At 60.7% G+C, this 24,294-nt stretch carries 23 protein-coding genes; 18 read left to right on the top strand and 5 right to left on the bottom strand.

Features of this window, described 5'->3' with window-relative positions; all coding sequences use genetic code 11:
* Positions 1-28: 28 nt before the first annotated feature.
* The 4 genes from DCL27_RS09880 to ruvB all read left to right on the top strand — a co-directional run bounded on the left by DCL27_RS09880 (position 29) and on the right by ruvB (position 3,023).
* Entirely contained in the window at positions 29-775 is a 747-nt protein-coding gene (locus tag DCL27_RS09880; protein ID WP_005293145.1) for a YebC/PmpR family DNA-binding transcriptional regulator, read from the top strand.
* Positions 772-1,293: a crossover junction endodeoxyribonuclease RuvC gene (gene ruvC, locus DCL27_RS09875; RefSeq protein ID WP_005284890.1), complete on the top strand. Its 522-nt coding sequence runs from the start codon at positions 772-774 to the stop codon at positions 1,291-1,293. Before DCL27_RS09880 ends, ruvC begins: the two co-directional genes overlap by 4 nt.
* Positions 1,294-1,391: 98 nt before the next feature.
* Entirely contained in the window at positions 1,392-2,000 is a 609-nt protein-coding gene (gene ruvA, locus DCL27_RS09870) for a Holliday junction branch migration protein RuvA (RefSeq protein ID WP_005293149.1), read from the top strand.
* Between the two features lie 18 nt (positions 2,001-2,018).
* The gene (gene ruvB, locus DCL27_RS09865) at positions 2,019-3,023 is read left to right on the top strand and encodes a Holliday junction branch migration DNA helicase RuvB (protein WP_005284896.1); all 1,005 of its coding nucleotides are present in this window, start codon (positions 2,019-2,021) and stop codon (positions 3,021-3,023) included.
* 62 nt (positions 3,024-3,085) lie between these two features.
* On the opposite strand, the gene znuB is transcribed toward ruvB, so the two are convergent.
* Positions 3,086-3,871, bottom strand: a complete 786-nt coding sequence (znuB, locus tag DCL27_RS09860) for a zinc ABC transporter permease subunit ZnuB (protein ID WP_005284899.1) — start codon at positions 3,869-3,871, stop codon at positions 3,086-3,088.
* Complete coding sequence (gene znuC / locus DCL27_RS09855) at positions 3,864-4,640, bottom strand: zinc ABC transporter ATP-binding protein ZnuC (RefSeq protein ID WP_035600790.1); 777 nt, start codon at positions 4,638-4,640, stop codon at positions 3,864-3,866. Before znuC ends, znuB begins: the two co-directional genes overlap by 8 nt.
* Positions 4,641-4,715: 75 nt before the next feature.
* On the opposite strand from znuC, the gene znuA reads away from it, so the two are divergent.
* The 4 genes from znuA (at position 4,716) to DCL27_RS09835 (ending at position 9,105) form a co-directional block, all read left to right on the top strand.
* Positions 4,716-5,723, top strand: coding sequence for a zinc ABC transporter substrate-binding protein ZnuA (znuA, locus tag DCL27_RS09850; RefSeq protein WP_005284905.1), 1,008 nt, complete (start codon positions 4,716-4,718; stop codon positions 5,721-5,723).
* Between the two features lie 12 nt (positions 5,724-5,735).
* Complete coding sequence (gene mepM / locus DCL27_RS09845; protein ID WP_005293159.1) at positions 5,736-7,055, top strand: murein DD-endopeptidase MepM; 1,320 nt, start codon at positions 5,736-5,738, stop codon at positions 7,053-7,055.
* Positions 7,056-7,263: 208 nt separating this feature from the next.
* Positions 7,264-8,226: a lauroyl-Kdo(2)-lipid IV(A) myristoyltransferase gene (gene lpxM / locus DCL27_RS09840; protein ID WP_005284912.1), complete on the top strand. Its 963-nt coding sequence runs from the start codon at positions 7,264-7,266 to the stop codon at positions 8,224-8,226.
* Positions 8,227-8,304: 78 nt separating this feature from the next.
* A complete protein-coding gene (locus DCL27_RS09835; protein ID WP_005284916.1) occupies positions 8,305-9,105 on the top strand; it encodes a sulfite exporter TauE/SafE family protein in 801 nt (266 codons plus the stop codon).
* Between the two features lie 66 nt (positions 9,106-9,171).
* Here the strand turns inward: DCL27_RS09835 and pyk are convergent, their stop codons facing one another.
* The gene (gene pyk, locus DCL27_RS09830; RefSeq protein WP_005293163.1) at positions 9,172-10,614 is read right to left on the bottom strand and encodes a pyruvate kinase; all 1,443 of its coding nucleotides are present in this window, start codon (positions 10,612-10,614) and stop codon (positions 9,172-9,174) included.
* A 196-nt stretch (positions 10,615-10,810) separates the two neighbouring features.
* Positions 10,811-11,680 (bottom strand): MurR/RpiR family transcriptional regulator, encoded by an 870-nt coding sequence (locus tag DCL27_RS09825; RefSeq protein WP_005284923.1) that lies wholly within the window; start codon positions 11,678-11,680, stop codon positions 10,811-10,813.
* Between the two features lie 352 nt (positions 11,681-12,032).
* Between DCL27_RS09825 and zwf the strand changes: the two genes are divergently transcribed.
* The 6 genes from zwf to mdtI all read left to right on the top strand — a co-directional run bounded on the left by zwf (position 12,033) and on the right by mdtI (position 18,151).
* The gene (gene zwf / locus DCL27_RS09820; RefSeq protein WP_005284928.1) at positions 12,033-13,505 is read left to right on the top strand and encodes a glucose-6-phosphate dehydrogenase; all 1,473 of its coding nucleotides are present in this window, start codon (positions 12,033-12,035) and stop codon (positions 13,503-13,505) included.
* Positions 13,506-13,555: 50 nt separating this feature from the next.
* On the top strand, positions 13,556-14,251 hold the full coding sequence (gene pgl, locus DCL27_RS09815; protein WP_005284931.1) for a 6-phosphogluconolactonase: 696 nt from the start codon (positions 13,556-13,558) through the stop codon (positions 14,249-14,251).
* 7 nt (positions 14,252-14,258) lie between these two features.
* The gene (gene edd / locus DCL27_RS09810) at positions 14,259-16,079 is read left to right on the top strand and encodes a phosphogluconate dehydratase (RefSeq protein ID WP_035596768.1); all 1,821 of its coding nucleotides are present in this window, start codon (positions 14,259-14,261) and stop codon (positions 16,077-16,079) included.
* A gap of 126 nt (positions 16,080-16,205) precedes the next feature.
* A complete protein-coding gene (locus DCL27_RS09805; RefSeq protein ID WP_005284935.1) occupies positions 16,206-16,847 on the top strand; it encodes a bifunctional 4-hydroxy-2-oxoglutarate aldolase/2-dehydro-3-deoxy-phosphogluconate aldolase in 642 nt (213 codons plus the stop codon).
* Between the two features lie 601 nt (positions 16,848-17,448).
* Positions 17,449-17,835 carry a multidrug/spermidine efflux SMR transporter subunit MdtJ gene (mdtJ, locus tag DCL27_RS09800; protein WP_035596771.1) on the top strand — a complete coding sequence of 129 codons (387 nt, stop codon included), beginning with the start codon at positions 17,449-17,451 and terminating at the stop codon, positions 17,833-17,835.
* Positions 17,822-18,151, top strand: a complete 330-nt coding sequence (mdtI, locus tag DCL27_RS09795) for a multidrug/spermidine efflux SMR transporter subunit MdtI (protein ID WP_005284950.1) — start codon at positions 17,822-17,824, stop codon at positions 18,149-18,151. Before mdtJ ends, mdtI begins: the two co-directional genes overlap by 14 nt.
* Positions 18,152-18,236: 85 nt before the next feature.
* Here mdtI and DCL27_RS09790 read toward each other — a convergent pair whose 3' ends face one another.
* A complete protein-coding gene (locus tag DCL27_RS09790; RefSeq protein WP_005284952.1) occupies positions 18,237-18,581 on the bottom strand; it encodes a RidA family protein in 345 nt (114 codons plus the stop codon).
* 179 nt (positions 18,582-18,760) lie between these two features.
* Here DCL27_RS09790 and DCL27_RS09785 point away from each other — a divergent pair, with 179 nt between their 5' ends.
* The 4 genes from DCL27_RS09785 (at position 18,761) to fadD (ending at position 24,168) form a co-directional block, all read left to right on the top strand.
* On the top strand, positions 18,761-20,695 hold the full coding sequence (locus DCL27_RS09785; protein WP_035596774.1) for an ATP-dependent DNA helicase: 1,935 nt from the start codon (positions 18,761-18,763) through the stop codon (positions 20,693-20,695).
* Positions 20,696-20,768: 73 nt separating this feature from the next.
* Positions 20,769-21,470: a tRNA (adenosine(37)-N6)-threonylcarbamoyltransferase complex dimerization subunit type 1 TsaB gene (gene tsaB / locus DCL27_RS09780; protein WP_035596777.1), complete on the top strand. Its 702-nt coding sequence runs from the start codon at positions 20,769-20,771 to the stop codon at positions 21,468-21,470.
* Positions 21,471-21,568: 98 nt separating this feature from the next.
* The gene (locus DCL27_RS09775) at positions 21,569-22,180 is read left to right on the top strand and encodes a Slp family lipoprotein (RefSeq protein ID WP_228594425.1); all 612 of its coding nucleotides are present in this window, start codon (positions 21,569-21,571) and stop codon (positions 22,178-22,180) included.
* A 308-nt stretch (positions 22,181-22,488) separates the two neighbouring features.
* Complete coding sequence (fadD, locus tag DCL27_RS09770; RefSeq protein WP_005293178.1) at positions 22,489-24,168, top strand: long-chain-fatty-acid--CoA ligase FadD; 1,680 nt, start codon at positions 22,489-22,491, stop codon at positions 24,166-24,168.
* Positions 24,169-24,294 lie beyond the last annotated feature (126 nt).

The following is a 24,294-nucleotide window of genomic DNA, read 5'->3' as shown; positions in this document are numbered from 1 at the left end:
GGCCTTTGCGCCTTTAGCGGAGATTTATATGGCAGGTCATAGTAAGTGGGCCAACACCAAACATCGTAAGGCTGCGCAGGATGCCAAGCGCGGTAAAATCTTTACCAAGATCATTCGCGAGCTGGTCACCGCCGCCAAGCTGGGCGGCGGCGATCCGGACGCTAACCCGCGTCTGCGTGCGGCCGTCGATAAGGCTCTGTCCAACAACATGACCCGTGATACCCTGAATCGCGCCATCGCCCGCGGCGTCGGCGGCGACGACGACGGTAACATGGAAACCATCATCTATGAAGGCTACGGCCCGGGCGGCACCGCCGTGATGGTCGAGTGCCTGAGCGACAACCGTAACCGTACCGTTTCCGAAGTGCGTCATGCCTTCACCAAGTGTGGCGGTAACCTGGGTACCGACGGCTCCGTATCCTACCTGTTCACCAAGAAAGGGGTGATCTCTTACGCGCCGGGCCTGGATGAAGACGTCGTGATGGATGCCGCGCTGGAAGCGGGTGCCGATGACGTGGTGACCTATGATGACGGCGCCATCGATGTCTACACCCCGTGGGAAACCTTCGGTAAGGTGAAGGATGCGCTGGATGCGGCTGGCCTGGTGGCCGAGTCGGCCGAAGTCTCCATGATCCCCTCGACTCAAGCAGACATGGACGCGGAGACCGCGCCGAAGCTGCTGCGCCTGATCGATATGCTGGAAGACTGCGACGATGTGCAGGAAGTGTATCACAACGGTGAAATCTCCGACGAGGTTGCGGCTACTCTGGAATGAGTATCATCCTCGGGATTGACCCCGGCTCGCGTATTACCGGTTACGGCGTGATCCGCCAGTGTGGGCGCCAACTCGACTATCTCGGCAGCGGCTGCATTCGCACCGCTGTCGATGATCTGCCGACGCGCCTCAAGCTGGTCTATGCCGGCGTTAGCGAGATCATTACCCAGTTTAATCCCGACTACTTCGCCATCGAACAGGTGTTTATGGCGAAGAACGCCGACTCGGCGCTCAAGCTGGGACAGGCGCGCGGCGCCGCCATCGTGGCGGCGGTCAATCGTGACCTGCCGGTGTTTGAGTACGCGGCGCGCCAGATCAAACAGACGGTGGTGGGTAACGGGGGGGCGGAGAAGGCCCAGGTGCAGCATATGGTGCGCTCCTTGCTCAAACTCCCCGCCAACCCGCAAGCCGACGCCGCCGATGCGCTGGCGGTGGCGATCACCCACTGCCATGTCAGCCAGAACGCGCTGCGTATCGGCGATGGGCGCCTCAATCTGGCGCGGGGTCGCCTACGCTGAGTGGGGCAGGACGCGCTTTCTATCAGGCTGGATATTCATCCAGCCTTTTTTATGGTATAAGCGGGGGAATATTTGACTGAGACAGAGAGGAAGTGCGCGTGATTGGTCGCCTCAGAGGAGTGATTCTGGAAAAGCAGCCACCACAGGTGTTGCTGGAGGCCGGCGGCGTCGGCTACGAAGTACAGATGCCGATGACCTGCTTTTATGAGTTGCCGCAGCCTGGCAGCGAGGCGGTAATTTTCACCCACTTCGTGGTGCGTGAGGATGCCCAACTGCTGTATGGGTTCAATAATAAGCAGGAGCGCGCGCTATTCCGTGAGCTGATCAAGGTCAACGGCGTCGGGCCGAAGCTGGCGCTGGCGATCCTGTCGGGTATGTCGGCACAGCAATTCGTCGCGGCGGTGGAGCGTGAAGAGGTGGCCGCATTGATCAAGCTGCCGGGCGTGGGTAAGAAGACCGCCGAACGTCTGGTGGTCGAGATGAAAGATCGCTTCAAGGGGCTGAGCGGTGATCTGTTCACTCCGTCGGACGATTTGCCGCCGAGCGCCCAGCCGCAGGCTCAGGCCGATGCCGAGGGTGAGGCGGTGGCGGCGCTGATCGCCCTGGGCTATAAGCCGCAGGAGGCCAGCCGCCTGGTCAACCGGGTAGCCAGCGTCGGGGCGGACAGTGAAACCCTGATCCGCGACGCGTTGCGCGCGGCTCTGTAACCCTCTGGAGAGTTTGGGATGATAGAAGCCGATCGTCTGATTTCCGCCGGTAGCCAGAGCGAGGAGGAGTTCCTCGATCGCGCAATCCGGCCGAAGAGCCTGGCCGATTATGTCGGCCAGCCGCAGGTCCGCGAGCAGATGGAGATCTTCATCAAGGCGGCCAAGCTGCGCGGCGACGCGTTGGATCACCTATTGATCTTCGGCCCTCCGGGGCTGGGCAAGACCACCTTGGCTAACATTGTCGCCAATGAGATGGGCGTGAATCTGCGTACCACCTCGGGGCCGGTGTTGGAGAAGGCGGGCGATCTGGCGGCGATGTTGACCAACTTAGAGCCGCACGATGTGCTGTTTATCGACGAGATCCACCGCCTCTCCCCGGTCGTCGAGGAGGTGCTCTATCCGGCGATGGAGGATTACCAGCTGGATATCATGATCGGCGAGGGGCCGGCGGCACGCTCCATCAAGATCGATCTGCCGCCCTTTACCCTGGTCGGCGCCACCACCCGCGCCGGTTCGCTGACCTCGCCGCTGCGCGATCGTTTCGGCATCGTGCAGCGTTTAGAGTTCTATCAGGTGGCCGATCTGCAACATATCGTCGGGCGCAGCGCCCAGTGTCTGGGGCTGTCGTTGACGGAGGAGGGGGCGTTAGAGATCGCACGCCGTTCGCGCGGTACGCCGCGTATCGCCAACCGTCTGTTACGCCGGGTGCGTGACTTTGCCGAGGTGTGCGCCGATGGCCACATCGATGGGACGGTGGCGGCGCAGGCGCTGAATATGCTGGATGTGGATGCCGCCGGCTTCGACTATATGGATCGCAAGCTGCTGTTGGCGGTGATCGACAAGTTTATGGGCGGCCCGGTTGGGTTGGATAACCTGGCGGCGGCGATCGGCGAGGAGCGTGAGACCATCGAGGATGTGCTGGAGCCCTACCTGATCCAGCAGGGTTTCATTCAACGCACGCCACGTGGGCGCATCGCGACCGGCCATGCCTACCGTCACTTCGGCATCGAACGCCAGGCGTAATGCCCTCGGCGTCGGATAAAAAAATCCCGCAGCTGGCTGCGGGATTTTTTTTATCTGGGGGATCAGGCGGCCTGACGTCGGCTTAGACTCAGCATAAATAGGAAGGCGGCACACAGTACCACCGAGGGCCCGGCCGGGGTGTCATACCAGGCGGAGAGGGCCAGACCGCCGCTGATGGCCAGCCAACCCACCAGTACTGCGCCCGTCGCCATCTGTTCGGGGGTACGGGCGAAACGGCGTGCCGTCGCCGCCGGGATGATCAGTAGCGAGGTGATGATCAACGCGCCGACAAACTTCATCGCCAGCCCGATGGTCAGCGCGGTGGTCAGCATCAGCAGCAGCTTGGTACGCCCGAGCGGCACGCCATCGACATGCGCCAGATCGGGGCTGATGGTCATCGATAACAGGGCGCGCCATTGCCATAGCAGCAGCGCCAGTACCAGCACCACGCCGATGGCGATCAGCACCACATCCTGGTAGGTAACCGCCAACAGATCGCCGAACAGGTAAGCCATCAGATCGACGCGCACGTTAGACATCAACGCCACTACCACCAGGCCGAGGGAGAGCGCGCTGTGCGCCATGATACCCAGCAGGGTATCGACCGCGAGCTGCGGACGGCGCTCCAGCCACACCAGGGCACAGGCCAACACCAGCGTCACGGCGATCACCGCATAGAAGGGGTTGACGTCGAGCAGCAGACCGAAGGCGACGCCGAGCAGCGAGGCATGCGCCAGGGTGTCGCCAAAGTAGGACATGCGTCGCCAGACGACAAACGAACCCAGAGGCCCGGCCGCCAACGCTAACAGGGCACCGGCTAGCCAGCCGGGCAACAACAACTCAATCATCGGCCTCTCCCGTGCGGCTCTTGAGGATCACCTTGCCGCACAGATCGTGGCGGTGGTTGTGATGGTGCTGGTAGAGCGCCAGCTGCTGGGCGCCACGGTTACCAAACAGCGCGATAAACTGGGGGTGATTGGCCACGGCCTGTGGAGTACCGGAACAGCAGATGTGTTGGTTTAGGCACAGCACATCGTCGGTCTTAGCCATCACCAGATGCAGATCGTGGGAAACCATCAGCACTGCGCAATTCAGCTCGTGGCGTAGGCGGTCGATCAGATCATACAGCGCCAACTGGCCGTTGACGTCGACGCCGGCGGTAGGCTCGTCCAACACCAATAGATCCGGGGTGTTGAGCAGGGCGCGCGCCAGTAGGACGCGCTGATTCTCGCCGCCGGAGAGTTTCTGCATCGGCTGAGTCAGCAGATGGGCGGCCTGCACCCGTTGCAGCGCCGGCAACACATCCTGACGTTTGACGCCGGGACGCAGGCGCATAAAGCGCTCTACCGTCAGCGGGAGAGTCGCGTCCAGGTGCAGCTTCTGCGGTACGTAGCCAATGGTTAGCCCGGGGCGGGTAATGCGCTCGCCACGCGTCGGGGCGACCAACCCCAGCACGACGCGCACCAGGGTGGACTTACCGGCGCCGTTGGGGCCGAGCAGCGTCAGGATGCGCCCACGCCGTAGCGTCAGGGAGATATTATCCAGCACATCGCGGGTGCCGAAGCGGACGGCGATGTGCTGAAGGGTGACCAAGGGATGATTATCTGGTTGTGACATGGTTACGGCGTATTGCACTATAAATGGAATGTTATAATATAACGTTTCTTCGTACGTTTCCCAGGAAATTTTCTCATGATATCGCAAAACAATATAGTTAAACGCACGCTGATTGCTTCCGCACTGTCGGTATGCGCGCTGGTCGGTAGCGCACGAGCCGATGTGGTCACCTCGATTCGCCCATTGGGTTTTATCGCTGCGGCGATCGCCGATGGGGTGATGCCGACGCAGGTGTTGCTGCCTGACGGTGCCTCACCGCATGACTATGCGCTGAAGCCATCCGATATCAAACGATTGCGTGACGCCGACCTGGTGGTATGGATAGGGCCAGAAATGGAGAGTTTTTTGGTTAAACCAACTCAACAGCTAGAAAAAAGCAAAAATCTCTCTCTCAGCACGCTGCCGACCGTGCGGAGTCAGCTGATCGAGGGAGATGATGATGATCATGATCATCATAGTTCGCAGAGTGAAAAGCACGCGGAAAAATCCGAATCTGCCGAGTCACATATTGTTACAAATGGCGCCCAGACTGGCTTAGCGGCCGATCACGCCGATGATCATGGCCAGTATAATATGCATATCTGGCTCTCTCCGGCCATCGCCAAACAGGTAGCGATCGCCATCCACGACCGATTAGTGCAACAAAGCCCACAAAATCGCGAGAAACTGGATGTCAACCTACGTAAATTCGAGCAACAACTCGAGCAGACACAAACGAAAGTTGCTATGATGCTGCGGCCCGTGCAAGGTAAAGGTTATTTTGTCTTCCACGACGCCTATGGTTACTTCGAGAATGCTTTTGGCCTGACCCCGTTGGGGCATTTCACCGTCAATCCCGAGATCCAGCCTGGCGCACGGCGCTTACATCAAATTCGAACACAGTTGGTTGAGCAAAAAGCGGTTTGCGTTTTTGCTGAGCCACAGTTCAGGCCAGCAGTCATCTCGGCGATTGCGCAGGGGACCCCTGTCCGGCAGGGTACACTTGATCCCCTAGGGAGCGCGATCCCCCTGAGTGCGGACAGTTATCAGGTCTTCTTGACCACACTGGCGCACCAGTATTCTAGCTGCCTGAAGGGAGATTAAGAGGAAAACCGAGTGCAGCAGATAGCGCGTTCTATCGCTCAGGCATACAGTAATCTGCCCCGGCCCCATCGTGTCATGTTGGGGTCCCTGAGCGTCGTTACCCTGGCTGTCGCCATCTGGCAGCCTTTCGTCTCTCATCCTCGCCTGGTCGAGGGTGAGGTCGCCAAGAGTGTACAACTGGAGACTCAGTCGCTCACGGCGTTGTCCCCTGAGGCCAGCGAACCTCTCGACCAGCCGGCGCCAGAAGACGACGTGCCCAAGGATGAGATCGACGATGGCAGCGACGCCGGCAACAGCCATGACTATGTCGTTTCCAGCGGTGATACGCTGGGCAGCATTCTGACCCAGTATGGCGTCGACATGTCTACCGTCTCGGCGTTGGCGAAGCAATATCCCGCCCTGCGTAACCTGAACGTCGGTCAGACGCTGACGTGGGAGATCAACGACGATGGCGCCCTGCAGAAACTGACTTGGGACGTCTCGCGTCGTGAGACGCGGGTCTACCAGCTGAGCGATGGCAGCTATAAAGAGACGGTAGAGAACCAGCAGGGGGAGTGGAAGAACCGGGTGATCACCGGTACGCTCAACGGCAGCTTCGTCGCCAGCGCGCAGGCGGCTGGCCTGAATCGTAATGAAATCAACACCGTGATCAAGGCGTTACAGTGGCAGATGGATTTCCGTAAGCTGCAGAAGGGCGATCGCTTCTCGGTGCTGCTGTCTCGTGAGATGCTGGATGGCAAGAGCGCGCAGAGTCAGATCCTCGGCGTGCGTCTGCGCAGTGGCGACAAGGACTACTACGCCATTCGTGGCGAAGATGGCAAATACTACGATCGTCAGGGCGGGGGGTTGGCCAAGGGCTTCATGCGTTATCCGACCAGTAAACACTTCCGTATCAGTTCTAACTTTAACCCGCATCGCCTCAATCCGGTGACGGGACGCGTCGCGCCCCATAAGGGGGTCGATTTTGCCATGCCAGTCGGTACGCCGGTGTTGGCGGTGGGCGACGGCGAAGTGGTGATCGCCAAGCGTAGCGGCGCCGCCGGTAACTACGTGGTGATCCGTCACGGTCGTCAATACACCACGCGCTTTATGCATCTGAAGACCATCCTGGTGAAACCGGGGCAGAAGGTGAAACGCGGCGATCGTGTCGCCCTGTCGGGCAACACCGGTCGCTCGACGGGTCCGCATCTGCATTACGAGTTTTGGGTCAACAACCAGGCGGTGAACCCGTTGACGGTGAAACTGCCACGCTCCGATGCGTTGACCGGCAAAGAGCGTACGGCCTTCCTGGCGCAGGCGCGCGAGGTGGTACCGCAACTGCAACTGGACTGAGCGGGGGCCTAAGCCACCGATGCGCAGTCAAGCCCGCTTCGGCGGGCTTTTTGTTGTTTCGAGGCCGCCGTTCGTCGGTTTGGCAGCATGCCGGCACGCTGAGCGGACATCCCGGCAGACGGCAACGGTTTTTTTTTGCCGGCCAAATGATTACAATTTTCCGCCATCCGCCCGGATCACCGAGCGGATATCACAAAAGAGCCCATTGATGGAAACAGAGACTAAATCGAACGTTGAGTTTATCCCGCGTTTTCGCGCCGCCTTCTTACATCCTCGCTATTGGGGAGTCTGGTTAGGGGTCAGCCTGATGGCCCTGATGGCCTACTTACCGCTGCGCCTACGCGATCGCCTGATCGGCGCCGTCGGGCGGTTGGCGGGGCGCCTGGCCTCAGGCGCGCGGCGTCGGGCGCGTATCAACCTGATGCTCTGCTTTCCCTTATGGAGCGAACGCCAGCGCGAGGAGACCATCGACACGATGTTTGCCCGCGCCGGTCAGTCGATGCTGCTGATGGCCGAACTGACCCTGCGTGGCCCGCGCCGTCTGCTGCGCCATACCCATTGGCATGGCGCGGAGATCATCGAGCGTGCGCGTGAACAGGGGGAGAATGTCATCTTCCTGGTGCCCCATGGCTGGGCGGTCGATCTGCCGGCGATGTTGCTGGCGGCGGGGGGGCAGCCGATGGCCGCCATGTTCCATAACCAGAAGAATCCCCTGGTCGATTACCTCTGGAACTGGGCGCGTCGCCGCTTCGGTGGTCGCCTGCATGCGCGCAACGATGGCATTAAACCGTTTATCAGCTCGGTGCGGAAGGGGTATTGGGGCTACTATCTGCCCGACCAGGATCATGGTGCCGAGCACAGCGAGTTCGTCGATTTCTTCGCCACCTACAAGGCCACGCTGCCAGCCATCGGACGCTTGATGAAGCTGTGCCGGGCGCGCGTTATCCCCTTGTTCCCGGTGTATGATGGCGACCGGAGCCGCTTGGATATCTACCTGCGTCCGCCGATGGATGATATCGCCGGGCAAGATGATGCCTATATCGCCCGGCGGATGAATCAGGAGGTGGAGCTGCTGATGGAGTCGCACCCGGAGCAGTACACCTGGATCTTAAAACTGTTGAAGACCCGTCGGCCGGGGGAGATTGAGCCTTACTGCCGTCAGGATTTGTAGTCGCGCGACACCGGCTCGTCGTGAGAGGCAGCGCCGTAAGCGACGTGTCCGGCCAGCGTAAGAAACGAAGGTAACCGGATGAGCCTGGGAATTATTGCGTTACTCTGCCTGTGCGGGGCGTTGACCAGTCTGCTTTCCGCGCTGTTTGGGCTGGGGGGCGGTATCGTGCTGGTGCCGGTGCTGCATGTGTTGTTTCCCGCGTGTGAGGTGCAACTGCTGGCCGCCACCTCGCTGAGTGTGGTGATGCTGACGGCGTTAATCAACGTGTTAGCCTTTTGGCGGCAGCAATTGCGCCCCGATCCCCGCCTGCTGATCGGCTGGGCATTGGCGGTAAGCGCCGGCATGCAACTGGGGGTGCACATCAGCTTCCTGTTGCCTGGACGGGCGATTCTGCTGATCTTCGCCGCCATCCTGCTACTGATGGCTTGGCGTAACCTGCGTTGTGCGGCGAGCTCGACGACGACGGTGATGTCCCCGCCACGTACCCGTAACTATGGCATTGGCCTGTGTCTGGCGGGGGGCACGGTCGCGGGTATTACCGGCTTGGGGGGCGGGTCGGTGCTGGCGCCGTTACTGGCTCTGTTGCCTTCGATTCCACGTCAACGTATCGCCCTGTATTGCAACTGGTTGCTGCTGCTGGGTAGCGCGGTTACCGTCACCAGCTATCTGTTACGCACCCCACCGCTTGGCGCGGTCTTGCCAGGGGCCTGGCAGTTCGGCTATGTCAATCTGAGTGTGGTGTTACCGGTGTTCGCGTGCGCGCTATTGACCCAACCGTTGGCGATGCAGTTACGGCGTCGGGTGAGTGATAGCCATCAGCGTCAGGCATTTTCTGGGGTATTGGCGGGGATGGCGTTGTTTATCGTGCTGACCCTATAAGGTGCCGCTCAGGATCGGGATGAAAAAAAGGGGGCGCCATGGGCGCCCCCGTTGCGAGAGGGTGCGTTACTCGACCCGTAGGGTTCGGCAGGTATTGGTGCTGCCGATGGTGCCCATCTGATCGCCCTGGGTGACGATCACCAGATCGCCAGAGACTAAGAAGCCTTTATCGCGCAGCAGATTCGCGGCAGCTTGTGCGGCGGCGATGCCGTCACATTGGCTATCGAAGTGAACCGGCGTCACGCCACGATACAAGGCGGTCAGGTTCAGGGTACGCTCATGGCGTGACATGGCGAAGATCGGCAGGCCAGAGCTGATGCGGGACATCATCAATGCGGTGCGGCCGGACTCGGTCATCGCGATGATGGCGGCCACCCCCTTGAGGTGGTTGGCGGCGTACATGGCCGACATCGCCACGGCCTCTTCCGTGTTGTCGAACTGCGCGTCTAAGCGGTGTTTGGAGATGTTAATGCTGGGGATCTTCTCTGCCCCCAGGCAAACACGCGCCATCGCGGCCACCGTTTCGGCCGGATATTGACCGGCGGCGGTCTCGGCGGAGAGCATCACCGCATCGGTGCCATCGAGCACGGCGTTGGCGACGTCCATCACCTCGGCACGGGTCGGCATCGGGTTGGTGATCATCGACTCCATCATCTGGGTGGCGGTGATCACCACGCGATTCAGCTTGCGCGCACGGCGGATCAGGGCCTTCTGAATGCCTACCAGCTCCGGATCGCCGATTTCGACGCCCAGATCGCCACGGGCAACCATCACCACGTCGGCGGCTAAGATGATGTCATCCATCGCCTCTTCGCTGGCAACGGTCTCGGCGCGCTCTACCTTGGCGACGATTTTCGCTTCGCAGCCGGCATCGCGCGCCAGACGGCGGGCGTAGTTCAGATCCTCGCCACAACGCGGGAAGGAGACGGCCAGATAATCGACGCCGATCTGCGCGGCGGTCAGGATGTCGGCCTTATCTTTTTCCGTCAGGGCATCGGCGGAAAGTCCCCCGCCCAGTTTGTTGATCCCCTTGTTGTTAGAGAGCGGGCCACCGACGGTCACTTCGGTGAAGACCTTATTCTCTTGTACGGAGAGGACCTTCAGTTGCACCCGCCCATCGTCGAGCAGCAGAATGTCGCCCGGCACCACATCTTCCGGTAGACGTTTATAGTCGATACCAACTTTTTCTTTATCGCCTTCGCCCTTATCCAGGGTGGCATCCAGTAGGAACTTATCCCCCACGTTGAGGAATACCTTGCCTTCCTTAAAGGTGGATACTCGAATCTTGGGACCCTGTAGATCACCGAGAATGGCGACATGACGCCCGAGTTTGGCGGCGATTTCCCGAACTTTGTTCGCACGCAGCTGATGGTCCTCTGCGCTACCGTGTGAAAAGTTAAGACGCACCACGTTCGCGCCGGCGGAGATAATCTTTTCCAGATTATTGTCGCGGTCGGTGGCCGGGCCAAGCGTGGTAACGATTTTGGTTCTTCTAAGCCGTCTGGACATGCATAACTCCATTGACATGTGAAGCATTGGTGTTGCCAATACAACGGTGGGCAAATATAACGGTCAGTGCCGCCACATCTCGCCCGGGTAGTCCACAGGCGGCGAGCGCCTGCGGGGGACACCGATTGAGTCGATCTCGACCGACCGGCACCCAGTATTTAGAACCAGCCTGCTAACGGAAAGCCAGGCCATACCCTCACTCGATGGGAGAGGGAAAGGATAGCTCCTTATCAAAGCGCGATTCTTTCAAGGCTTCCTTGACCCGCTTCAAGTTATCCCGGAATTTCGCCCCTCGGCGCAGGGTAAAGCCGGTAGCCAGGGCATCGACCAGCGTCAGTTGCGCCAGACGCGAGACCATCGGCATATAGACATCGGTATCCTCCGGCACATCCAACAGCAGGGCGAGGTTGGCCTCCTGGGCCAGCGGGGTACCGAGCGAGGTGATGGCGATCACCGTGGCGTCGTTTTCACGCGCCAGATGGGCCATCTCCACCAGACTCTTGGTACGCCCGGTATGGGAGATCAACACCACCACATCGCCCTCATTGGAGTTCATACAGCTCATACGCTGCATGACGATGTCGTCGAAGTAGACCACTGGAATGTTGAAACGGAAAAACTTATTCATCGCATCGTGGGCGACGGCGGCGGAGGCGCCCAAGCCGAAGAAAGAAATTTTCTTTGCCTGGGTCAGCAGATCGACGGCGCGATTGATGGTCGCCATATCCAGATGATTCTTCGCCATCTCCAGCCCGGCCATCGCCGACTCGAAGATCTTGCTGGTATAGGCATCGACGCTGTCGCTCTCTTCGACGTTGCGGTTTACGTAGGGGGTGCCGTTGGCAAGGCTTTGTGCCAGATGCAATTTAAAATCTGGAAACCCTTTTGTTTCCAGGCGGCGGCAAAAGCGGTTTACCGTAGGCTCACTGACGTCAGCCATCTTCGCCAGGGTGGCAATGCTAGAGTGGATAGCCGTCTGTGGTGCGGCCAGGATGACCTCGGCGACTTTGCGTTCGGATTTGCTCAGCTGATCCAGACTTGCCTGGATTTTTTCCAGCGTATTCATAGGAGAGGGCCACTCATCGGGTTAGGCGATTTCATATAAAAGAGAAATCTATCAACGTTTGTTGAAAATATACAACGAGCGATGACGGCTTTGCAGTCCATCTGCGGCGGAGAACGGCCTTTTTTTGCAATGTATGACCTGTGTCTAACTTTCGGCATGGTAATTTTTCTACAAATTTGGTAGAAAATTACATAGAAGGTCGGTCGCATGGCTGAGTGAGGTGGCGCATAGGCTGCTTTCCGCATTAACGGTGTAGTAAAGCATGCCTCGGAAGCCGTTTTTCTCGCTACAATCAGTATCATTAATCTGATTCTGTAAAAAAATTACAAGTAACCTGCACGAGGAGAGAGATATGGCGGTAACGTCAACGGCACAGGCTTGCGACCTGGTTATTTTTGGCGCCAAGGGCGACCTGGCGCGACGTAAATTGTTGCCTTCCCTGTATCAGCTGGAGAAGGCGGGACATATCCATCCCGAGACGCGCATCATCGGCGTCGGGCGTGCCGAGTGGGATGCCGAGGCCTATCGCGAGGTGGTACGCGAGGCATTGGATACCTTTTTGAAGGAGCGCCTGGATGAGGCGCTGTGGCAGCGTCTGAGTGCGCGCCTCGATTTCTGTAACCTGGATGTCAACGATACGGATCACTTCCAGCGTCTGGCCAAGATGGTCGACCCGCAGCAGCGTGTCACCCTCAACTACTTCGCCATGCCGCCCAGCACCTTCGGCGCCATCTGCCAAGGATTGGGCCATGCCGGAATGAACCGTCAGCCGAGTCGCATCGTGATGGAGAAGCCGCTGGGTACCGATCTGGCCTCATCACGGGCGATCAACGATCAGGTGGCGCATTATTTCGACGAGAACCAGGTCTATCGTATCGACCATTACCTGGGCAAAGAGACAGTGCTGAACCTCTTGGCGCTGCGCTTCGCCAACGCGTTGTTCGCCAATAACTGGGACAACAGCATGATCGACCACGTGCAGATCACCGTGGCGGAAGAGGTAGGCATCGAAGGGCGCTGGGGTTACTTCGATCAGGCGGGCCAGATGCGCGACATGGTGCAGAACCATCTGCTGCAGATCCTGACGATGATCGCCATGGATCCGCCGGCGGATCTCTCCACCGATCGTATCCGTGATGAGAAGGTGAAGGTCTTGCGCTCCCTGCGTCGCATCGATCACAGCAACGTGCGTGAGACCACGGTGCGTGGCCAGTACACCGCCGGCTTCGTCCAAGGGAAGAAGGTGCCGGGCTACCTGGAGGAGGAGGGTGCGAACAAGAGCAGCAACACCGAGACCTTCATCGCCATTCGCGCCGACATCGACAACTGGCGCTGGGCCGGTGTGCCGTTCTACCTGCGTACCGGTAAGCGTCTGCCGAACAAGTGTTCCGAGGTGGTGGTCTACTTTAAGAACCCACCGCTCAACCTGTTTAGCGACTCCTACCAGGCGTTGCCGCAGAACAAACTGACCATCCGTCTGCAACCGGATGAGGGGGTGCAGATCGACATCCTCAACAAGGTGCCGGGGCTGGAGCATAAGCACCGCCTGCAGACCACCAAGCTGGATCTGAGCTTCTCCGATACCTTCCATCAGGAGCATCTGGCGGATGCCTATGAGCGCCTGCTGCTGGAGGCGATGCGCGGCATTCAAGCGCTGTTCGTACGGCGCGATGAGGTGGAGGAGGCCTGGAAATGGGTCGATTCCATCATGACCGCCTGGGCCGACGATAACGATGCGCCGAAGCCCTATCAGGCAGGCACGCTGGGGCCCGTCTCCTCTGTGGCCTTGATTACGCGTGATGGCCGCTGCTGGAACGAGTTCTAAGCAGCCAGGGCGGGGCGGAGTGGCCCCGCAATGAGAGAGGAGGAGAGACGATGGTAACCTTTAACGAAGTACAGGGCGCGCAGGCGCTGAACGAACAATTGGCTGACGACATCGCCGCACGCCTACGTCAGGGGATCGCCGCTCGCGGCCAAGCCAGCCTGGTGGTCTCCGGCGGGCGTACCCCGCTGGGGCTGTTCGCCTGCCTATCGCAGCAGGCGCTCGATTGGTCACGGGTGACGATTACCCTGGCCGACGAACGCTGGGTCGCCCCGCAGGATGAGGCCAGCAACGAGCGTCTGGTGCGGGAGCACCTGTTACAGGGGGCGGCCTCGGCAGCGCGTTTCATCGGGCTGAAGAACGACGCCGCGACACCGTTCGTCGGCGCGGCCGCCAGCGAGGCGGCCCTGGCGGCGGTACCGCGTCCTTTCGACGTGGTGATCCTGGGTATGGGGGACGATGGCCATACCGCATCACTTTTCCCCGGAGCAGAGAATCTGTTTCCGGCTCTCGCGATGGACTCCGGTCGCGTGTGTATGGGGATGACTCCCCTCACGGCGCCGCTCGATCGCATAACCCTCACACTCCCGGCGCTGCTGGACAGCCGGCAGATTTACCTGCACCTGGTGGGCGACACCAAGCGACAGGTCTATCTGCAGGCGGTCGGCGGTGTGGAGGTGAATGAGATGCCGATCCGCGCCGTACTCCAACAGAGTCGGACGCCGGTCGACGTCTACTGGACGGCATGAGGCTGCAATGAATCCAACCGTAGAACGTGTTACCCAACGCATTATTGAACGCTCACGCGCCGCGCGTACGGCCTATCTGGCCAAGATCGAGCGCGCACGCAGCAAGCGGGTACAGCGCGCCCAGTTGGCGTGCGGTAACCTGGCGCACGGCTTCGCCGCCTGCACCCAGCAGGACAAGGCGACGCTGAAGAGCATGACCCAGAGCGATATCGCGATCATCACCGCCTATAACGATATGCTCTCCGCCCACCAGCCCTATGAAAGCTACCCCCAGCAGATCAAGGCGGCGTTGCATCAGGTCGGCGCGGTCGGCCAGGTCGCAGGCGGCGTGCCGGCGATGTGCGACGGGGTGACTCAGGGGCAGGACGGCATGGAGCTGTCGCTGATGAGTCGCGAGGTGATTGCCATGTCCGCCGCGGTCGGGCTGTCACACAACATGTTCGACGGCGCGCTCTACCTGGGGGTCTGCGACAAGATCGTTCCGGGGCTGTTTATGGCGGCGATGTCTTTCGGTCATCTGCCGACCCTGTTCGTACCGGCCGGGCCAATGGCCAGCGGCCTGCCGAATAAGGAGAAGGTGCGCATCCGCCAACTGTTCGCCGAGGGTAAGGTCGGGCGTGAGGCGTTGCTGGAGTCGGAAGCCGCCTCCTACCATGCGCCGGGTACCTGTACCTTCTACGGAACCGCCAACTCTAACCAGATGGTGATGGAGGTGATGGGGATGCATCTGCCGGGCTCCTCCTTCGTCCAGCCGGATACCGCGCTACGCCACGCCCTGACCGATGCGGCGGCTCGCCAGGTGACGCGCATGACGGAGAGCAGCGGTAACTACCTGCCGATCGGCCGGATGGTGGATGAGCGTGTGGTGGTTAACGGTATCGTGGCCCTGCTGGCGACCGGCGGATCCACCAACCTGACCATGCACCTGGTGGCGATGGCGCGCGCCGCGGGCATCATCATCAACTGGGATGACTTCTCCGAACTTTCCGAGGTGGTGCCGCTATTGTGCCGCATCTACCCGAACGGTCCGGCCGACATCAACCACTTCCAGGCGGCGGGCGGTGTCGCCGTGCTGGTGCGTGAACTGCTTAAGGGCGGATTGCTGCATGAAGCGGTCGAGACCGTCGCGGGCCATGGCCTGAGCCGTTATACCCAGGAGCCGTTCCTGGAGGATGGTCAGTTGGTCTATCGCCCCGGTGCCGAGCAGTCGTTCGATTCCGAGGTGATCGCCAGCATCGAGGCGCCCTTCGCCCCTCACGGTGGCACCAAGGTATTGGCCGGTAACTTGGGACGTGCGGTGATGAAGACCTCGGCGGTGCCGGAGGCGAACCAGATCATCGAGGCCCCGGCAGTGGTATTCGAAAGCCAGCACGATGTGCTACCCGCCTTCGAGGCCGGCAAGCTGGATCGCGACTGCGTGGTGGTGGTGCGCTACCAGGGGCCGCGTGCCATCGGCATGCCGGAATTGCATAAGCTGATGCCGCCGCTGGGCGTCTTGATGGATCGCGGCTTGAAGGTGGCGTTGGTGACGGACGGTCGTCTCTCCGGCGCCTCCGGTAAGGTTCCGTCCGCCATTCACGTGACACCGGAAGCCTACGCCGGTGGCCTGCTGGCCAAGGTGCGCGACGGTGACCGGGTGCGCGTCGATGGGCGTAATGGGACCTTGACCCTGCTGGTTGACGAGGCCGAGCTGGCGGCGCGTAGCGAGGCGCGGCCGGATCTCTCGGCGTTGCACGATGGCTCGGGGCGTGAGCTGTTCCATCCGTTGCGCGAACAGCTGTCCGGCGCCGAAGAGGGCGCCAGCTGCATCCCCTTTTATCAGGCTTAACCCGCTGGGGCGGTGTTGACCGCCCCCGCTATGACCGATCCCCGCCTGTCTTCAGGCGTCGTCGGCCGGCGTGCCGCTAAGGGATCACCGATTAATCCGCCGAAAGGCATCAGGAGAGAAGCGACAATGAACAACTGGAAAGTGAGTGCGGAATCCATTCTGACCGCCGGCCCCGTCGTGCCGGTCATCGTGATCAACCAGCTGGAGCAGGCGGTGCCCTTGGCGAAGGCGCTGGTCGCCGGTGGGGTACGCGTACTGGAAGTGACGCTGCGTACCGACTGCGCGCTGGAGGCGATCCGCCTGATCGCGCAGGAAGTCCCGGAGGCTATCGTCGGTGCCGGGACCGTGACTAACGCCGAGCAGCTGCGCCAAGTGACCGAGGCTGGCGCTCAGTTCGCCATCAGCCCGGGTCTGACCGAGGGGCTGTTGCAGGCGGCGACGGCGGGTTCGATTCCGTTGATTCCGGGTATCAGCACGGTATCCGAGTTGATGCAGGGGATGGATTACGGCCTGAAAGAGTTCAAATTCTTCCCAGCGGAGGCCAACGGTGGGGTGAAGGCGCTGCAGGCTATCGCCGGGCCGTTCTCTCACATCCGTTTCTGCCCGACGGGTGGCATCTCGCCGAGCAACTACCGGGATTACCTGGCGCTGAAGAGCGTGCTGTGCATCGGTGGTTCTTGGCTGATCCCGGCGGACGCGTTAGCGAGCGGTGACTACGCGCGCATTACCGAGCTGGCCCGTCAGGCTGTGATGGGCGCCAAGGATTAATCTCATCGTCCCATTGCATGATTAACCACCGGCGCGCTGGCTTTATTCAGCGTCGCGCCGAGGGGGATGAGACTAACGCCTTGACGGCGCAGGAGAATAGGGCTATCCCCATGGGGTGGCCCTATTTTTTTAATCTGATAACTTATTTATTTTTGGCATTTTTTCCATGAAAAATACGGGAAAGGGCGGTTTGCTTAAATAAATTGCCTATGCTACAACTAATATAACGATGACTAACCGGAGGACACTGCACAAACCGTACAACCAGATTCAGGTACGGGGGAAGAGGGTAAACAACTATGAAAACGCATAATCGTTTGATGATCAAAACCTCTGCATATCTATTATTCATTTCTTGCACAATCGCCAGTCAGTACCACTGGTGTAGTGAGCTATAGCGTCATTCTCCATCGTCTGTTCGCCGCGTGTGTATCGCACCACGCCGGGTGACGGCATTAGGCTATCGGTTATTTATCTTCTGCATTCGCGGCGGACTCCGTGCGTGATGAGTTTCTCTATCATCTTATTTATAAAAATAATTTTTTAGAACTTAAAGAAAAATATCGGCCTGATAACTAAAACTAAATTAATGGAGAATATTATGATTTATTGGATCTTTTTGGCTTGTGCCATCGCCGCCGAAATCATCGGCACCTTATCGATGAAGTGGGCCAGCGTCAGCGGCAGCATCGGCGGCAATATTGTGATGTTACTGATGGTGGCGATCTCCTATATTCTGCTGGCCTTCGCGGTTAAACGCGTGGCGCTGGGCGTCGCCTATGCCCTGTGGGAGGGAATCGGTATCCTGTTTATCACCCTGTTCAGCGTGCTGTGGTTCGGCGAGTCGATCTCCCCGCTCAAGCTTGCGGGGTTGGCGCTGTTGGTGGGCGGCATCATCTTGTTGAAGTCCGGCACGGTGAAACGTGGCTTGAGCGGTACGCGCCCGAACGCTGATGAGGCGGCGGGGAGGAAACATGTCACCGTTTGAATGGTTACACGCCGTCTGGCTGGGCGCGGCGGTGGTGCTGGAGATCGGTGCCAATATCCTGCTCAAGTGGTCCGATGGTTTTCGTCGCCCCTTGCCGGGAGTGCTCTCTCTGTTGGCGGTTCTGGCGGCCTTCGGTGCCTTGAGTCAAGCGGTGAAAGGGATCGAGCTGTCGGTGGCCTACGCCCTATGGGGGGGCTTCGGTATCGTGGCGACCATGGCGGCGGGATGGGTGTTGTTCGGTCAACGCTTGAACGTGAAGGGATGGTGCGGATTGGCGCTGTTGCTGGCCGGCATGGTGATGATCAAGCTGGCCTAGTGGCTATCTCGCGGCTGGCCGGCAGGGGGATGATCCCGCCGGCCTCGGCGCGAGCGCCAGGGTGGCCCATTCGCGGGCCCTCCGGTTAGCGGGCGGCGACGATCTTGATCTCGACCCGATACTGCGGGTGCATCAGTTTGGCCTGTACGGTACAGCGCACCGGCGCCTTGCCCGGCACCACCCAGGCGTCCCAGGCGGCATTCATGGCCTCGAAGTCCGCGCCATCGGCCAGGAAGATCGTGGCATCCAGGACGCGGCTCTTATCGCTGCCCAACTGGGCGAGCAGCATGTCGATGGCCGCCAGCGCATTGGCGGTCTGCGCCGTGGCGTCGGCCTCCAGATTCTCCGGCACACTGGTAAAATAGATGGTGTCGTTGAAGACGGTGGCATCCGACCAGCGTTTCTCCGGATTAATACGTTCGATAGACATTTCTCACCCTTCTCGTCATGTTGTTGGCGTGTCGCTAGTATACCCAAAATCGTCGCCAGCGGGCGATCTCCCGCCCGCGTATGCGTGCGTCTGTCAGATAATAAAGCCCCATGGCGATGGAGCTTGCGCCACGGAGTTGGCATAATCCCCCCACTATAATTCCCGAGATGAGAGATGCCGTGGCCGACGATTTTGCCCCCGATGGGCTATTAACCCAGAAAATACCCGGCTTCACCCCCCGCGAGGCGCAACGCCAGATGGCGCAGGCGGTCGCGGAGACGATCACCACCCAGGGACAATTGGTGGTGGAGGCGGGCACCGGAACCGGCAAGACCTTCGCCTACTTGGTGCCCGCGCTGCGTTGTGGCCAGAAGGTGATCATCTCGACCGGCTCCAAGGCATTGCAGGATCAGCTGTATAACCGTGACCTGCCGCTGATGAAGGCGGCGCTGGATTACCAGGGGGCGACGGCACTGCTTAAGGGGCGCGCCAACTATCTGTGCAGCGAGCGTCTGGAGCAACAGTCACTGGCCGGGGGCGAGCTGGCCCCGGCGCTGTTGGCCGAGTTGATGCAGGTGCGCAGTTGGTCGATCCAGACCGAGGATGGCGACATCAGCCAGTGCCACGGTGTGGCGGAGGAGAGCGCGGTCTGGCCGTTAGTGACCAGCAATAACGACAACTGTCTGGGCGGTGACTGCCCACACTACAAGGGCTGTTTCGTGGTCAAGGCGCGGCGGCGGGCGATGGAGGCGCAGGTGGTGGTGGTCAACCACCATCTGTTCCTGGCCGATCTGGTGGTCAAGGAGGGGGGCTTTGGCGAGCTGATCCCCGAGGCGCAGGTGACCATCTTCGACGAGGCGCACCAGGTGCCGGACATCGCCAGCCAATACTTCGGCCAGCAGCTCTCCAGCCGCCAACTGGTGGATCTGGCGCGCGACATCATCATGGCCTACCGTACCGAGCTGCGCGATGTCGCTCAGTTACAGAAGAGCGCCGATCTGCTGACGCAACGCAGTCTCGATCTGCGCATCGTGCTGGGCGATCCCGGCTTTCGCGGCAACCTGCGCGACATCCTGGCGCAGAACGAGGTGCGTCGCGCCCTGCTGTTGGTCGATGATGCCCTCGAGCTGTGCTACGACGTGATGAAGATGTCGCTGGGGCGTTCGGCGTTACTCGATGCCGCCTTCGAGCGGGCCACCCTCTACCGCAATCGGCTGAAACGGCTCTCCGATGTGAGCCAACCCGGCTACAGCTATTGGTACGAATGTACCCCGCGCCACTTCGTGCTGGCGTTGACGCCGCTGACGGTAGCGGAGAAGTTCCGCGAGGTGATACAAAGTAAACCCGGCGCCTGGATCTTCACCTCGGCCACCCTGGCGGTGGAGGAGGAGGTCGGTTACTTTAGCGAGCGCCTGGGATTGACGGCGGCGCGCAGCCTGCTGCTGCCCAGCCCGTTCGACTATGCCCATCAGGCCTTGTTGTGTGTTCCCCGTTTCCTGCCCTCGCCGAATCAGCCCGGTGGCGCCGTGCAATTGGCGCGTATGCTCAGCCCGCTGATTGAGGCCAACAACGGGCGTTGCTTCTTTCTCTGCACCTCCCACGCCATGATGCGCGATCTGGCCCAGGCGTTTCGTGTCAGTTTGACCTTGCCGGTGTTGGTGCAGGGGGAGAGCGGTAAGTCGCGCCTGCTGGCCGACTTTATCGCCGCCGGTAACGCCTTGCTGGTGGCGACGGGCAGCTTCTGGGAGGGGGTCGATGTGCGCGGTGACGCCCTCAGTTGCGTCATCATCGACAAGTTACCCTTCACCGCGCCGGACGATCCCTTGCTCAAGGCGCGCATGGAGGATTGCCGACTACGCGGCGGCGACCCCTTTAGCCAGGTGCAATTGCCCGATGCGGTGATCACCCTCAAGCAAGGGGTCGGGCGCCTGATCCGCGACAGCCGCGACCGCGGGGTGATCGTCATCTGCGATAATCGCCTGGTGATGCGCCCCTATGGTGAGGTGTTTCTGCGTAGCCTACCGCCAGCGCCGCGTACCCGCGATCTGGCGCGAGCCATCGACTTCCTGCGTGCCGCTCCGGCGGCGCAGGCCGAGGGCGCGACGGAGAATTGACAAATACAGCCTTAGGGGGCTGTGTTATCATTCTCCATATCAGTAACTCATTTATTTTCCTGCCGAGGTTGGCATGTCCACGCGAATTTTAGCGATTGATACCGCAACGGAAGCCTGTTCCGTTGCTCTGTGGAATAACGGCGAGAGCCTGGCGCAGTTCGAACTCTGCCCACGCGAGCACACGCAACGTATCCTGCCGATGGTGCAGCAGATCCTGGCCGAAGCCGGATTAACGCTGGCGCAGTTGGATGCGCTGGCCTTCGGCCGCGGCCCGGGCAGCTTTACCGGGGTGCGTATCGGGGTCGGCATCGCTCAGGGGTTGGCGTTGGGCGCCGATCTGCCGATGCTGGGTGTCTCCACGTTGGCGACCATGGCACAGGGCGCCTGGCGCGTCGGAGCGGCCGGTCAGGTGCTGAGCGCCATCGATGCGCGCATGGGCGAGGTCTACTGGGGCGAATACCGGCGCGATGTCGACGGTATTTGGCAGGGTGAGGACAGCGAGGCGGTACTCAGCCCGCAGCAAGCGGCCGCGCGTCTGGCCGCCTTGCAGGGCGAGTGGGCTACCGTCGGTACCGGCTGGCAGACCTATCCGGATATGGCGGCGGCCAGCGGCCTGTCGCTACGTGATGGGCAGATACGCTTACCGCATGCCGAGGATATGCTGCCGTTGGCGCTGCAAGCCTGGCAGGCGGGGGCGGCGCTGGCGGTCGAGCAGGCGCAACCGGTTTACCTGCGCAACGAGGTGACCTGGAAAAAGCTGCCGGGACGCGATTAAGCGACCAGGCGGCGGGAACCCGCCCGCGGGACGCGAGTCTAACTGGCTAGTCACGAGATCTGCCCGGCAGGTATGGGGCCGGGTTAACGGAGGGTGAGATGAGTCGGCGAATAATAAGGGCTATCGCGGCGGCGGGCGTCGTCGGATTAATGGGGCTGCTGGCTGGCTGCGTGAGTGTGCCGGAATCGGTGCGTGGTACCTCGCCGACGCCGCAGCAGAACTTCGTGGCGGTGCATAATGCGCCCGATCTGTATGTCGGCCAGGAGGCGCGTTTCGGCGGTATGGTGGTCAGCGTGACCAACAAGAAAGAGGCCAGCTACCTGGAGATCGCCGTGATGCCGCTGGATGACGCGGCGCGCCCGATCCTCGGTCAGGCGGCCCAGGGGCGCATCCTGGCCAAGAGCGTGAACTTCTTGGACCCGGTCAACTTTAATCACCAGTTAGTCACCGTGGTCGGCCCGCTGACGGGCAGCGTCGCGGGTAAGATCGGCCAGACGCCGTATACCTTCGTGACCCTGGATATCACCGGTTACCAGCGTTGGCAGGTCGATCAGCAGGTGATCATGCCACCGCAGCCGTTAGGCCTCGCGCCATGGGGCTATGATCCTTACTGGCGCGGCCCTTACTGGGGGCCAGGTTTCGGCCCCGGGTGGGGATGGGGTCCGCCGATGCCCGCACGCATCGAAAACGTGGTGGCCCCGCAAGGTTAACCGCTCATGCGCTGCGCAAAGCGTGGCCAGTCGTGAATTAAAAGCGGGCAAACTGCCTCATCATGGGGAGATTTAGGTGCCATCGCGCCGCTTCGGGTATAAAATGGCGCGCTGCCGCGCAGGCGCCTCGTTTGCACGAGGTCGCGCGGCACTTAACAAAGCAACCCCGCCCTGCGGGGTTATTTGTTTTTAATGCCAGGAGGGCATATTCACGACGGCGATCGCACGCCACGGGTCGGCTCTCGCCGCCTCGCCACGGGCGACGATCGTCATCCCCTCACACAGATAAGAGACAAGGGAGAAGCACCTTGGAAAAGGTTTGGCTTAAACGCTATCCGGAGGATGTGCCGGCGGAGATCGATCCGGACCATTACGCGTCGTTGGTGGAGATGTTTGAACACGCCGTCGCGCGTTATGCGGATCAGCCTGCGTTCATCAATATGGGGCAGGTGATGACCTTCCGCAAGCTGGAGGAGCGCAGTCGCGCCTTTGCCGCCTACCTGCAAAACGGCCTCGGCTTGCAGAAGGGCGATCGCGTGGCGTTGATGATGCCCAACCTGTTGCAGTACCCCATCGCCTTGTTTGGCATCCTGCGCGCCGGGATGGTGGCGGTGAACGTCAACCCGTTGTATACCCCGCGCGAACTGGAGCATCAGCTGAACGACAGCGGTGCCAGCGCCATCGTCATCGTCTCCAACTTCGCTCACACCCTGGAGAAGGTGGTGTATTCGACTCAGGTGCGCCATGTGATCCTGACGCGCATGGGGGATCAGTTACCGGCGGCCAAGGGGACGCTGGTTAACTTCGTGGTCAAGTACATCAAGCGCCTGGTACCCAAATATAACCTGCCGGACGCCATCTCTTTCCGTCGGGTGTTGCAACGTGGGCGACGCATGCAGTACGTCAAGCCGGACATCGTCAACGACGATCTGGCCTTCCTGCAATATACCGGCGGTACCACGGGCGTCGCCAAGGGAGCGATGCTCACGCACCGTAACATGCAGGCCAATCTGGAGCAGGCCAAAGCGGCCTATGGGCCGTTACTGAAGCGCGGACAAGAGATGGTGGTGACGGCGCTGCCGCTGTATCACGTCTTCGCCCTGACGGTGAATTGTCTGCTGTTTATCGAGATGGGGGGGCGCAACCTACTGATCACCAACCCGCGTGACATTCCGGGCATGGTACGGGAGTTGAGTCGTTACCCCTTCACCGCGCTGACCGGTGTGAACACCCTTTTCAATGCCTTGCTGCACAACGAGGATTTTCGCGAGCTGGACTTCTCGTCGCTGCGGCTATCGGTCGGTGGTGGCATGCCGGTGCAGAAGGCGGTGGCCGAGCGTTGGGAAAAGCTGACCGGGCATCATTTACTGGAGGGCTACGGCCTGACGGAGTGTTCGCCGCTGGTGGCGGGTAACCCTTACGATCTAAAACGTTACAGTGGCAGCATCGGTTTGCCGGTGCCCTCGACCCAGGTCAGGCTGGTGGATGATGATGGTCGCGAGGTAGCCTTGGGCGAGGCGGGCGAGTTGCAGGTACGCGGCCCGCAGGTGATGCGGGGCTACTGGCAACGGCCAGAGGCGACGGATGAGATCATGCGTGACGGCTGGCTGGCGACCGGCGATGTCTGCACCATGGATGAACTCGGCTTCCTGCGTATCGTCGATCGCAAGAAAGACATGATCCTGGTCTCCGGCTTCAACGTCTATCCCAATGAGATCGAAGAGGTGGTGGCCATGCATGCAAAGGTGCTGGAATGTGCGGCCATCGGCGTACCGAGCGAAAGCTCCGGTGAGATGGTTAAGGTGTGCGTGGTCAAGCGTGATCCCAGCCTGACGCGCGATGAACTGGTGAGTCACTGCCGCCGTCATCTGACGGGCTATAAGGTGCCGAAACAGATCGTGTTCTATAACGAGCTGCCGAAGAGTAACGTGGGTAAAATCTTGCGCCGGGTACTGCGCGAGGAGCAGACAGCAGGTGACAAGCCGTAGCCTCGGCGCGTACTCTGTCAGCAGGCTTTTTGCCTCGGGCGCCGGCAGCAACGCCGGCGCACTGTTTTTGGCGCCGGCGGCGATGCTGGGCCACCCGACCGCGCCGGGCCGCGAGCCTGGCGCCTG

The organism is Edwardsiella tarda ATCC 15947 = NBRC 105688, assembly GCF_003113495.2.
In the GTDB taxonomy this organism is placed as follows: domain Bacteria; phylum Pseudomonadota; class Gammaproteobacteria; order Enterobacterales; family Enterobacteriaceae; genus Edwardsiella; species Edwardsiella tarda.
This window is presented reverse-complemented; position numbering and strand designations above follow the sequence as displayed.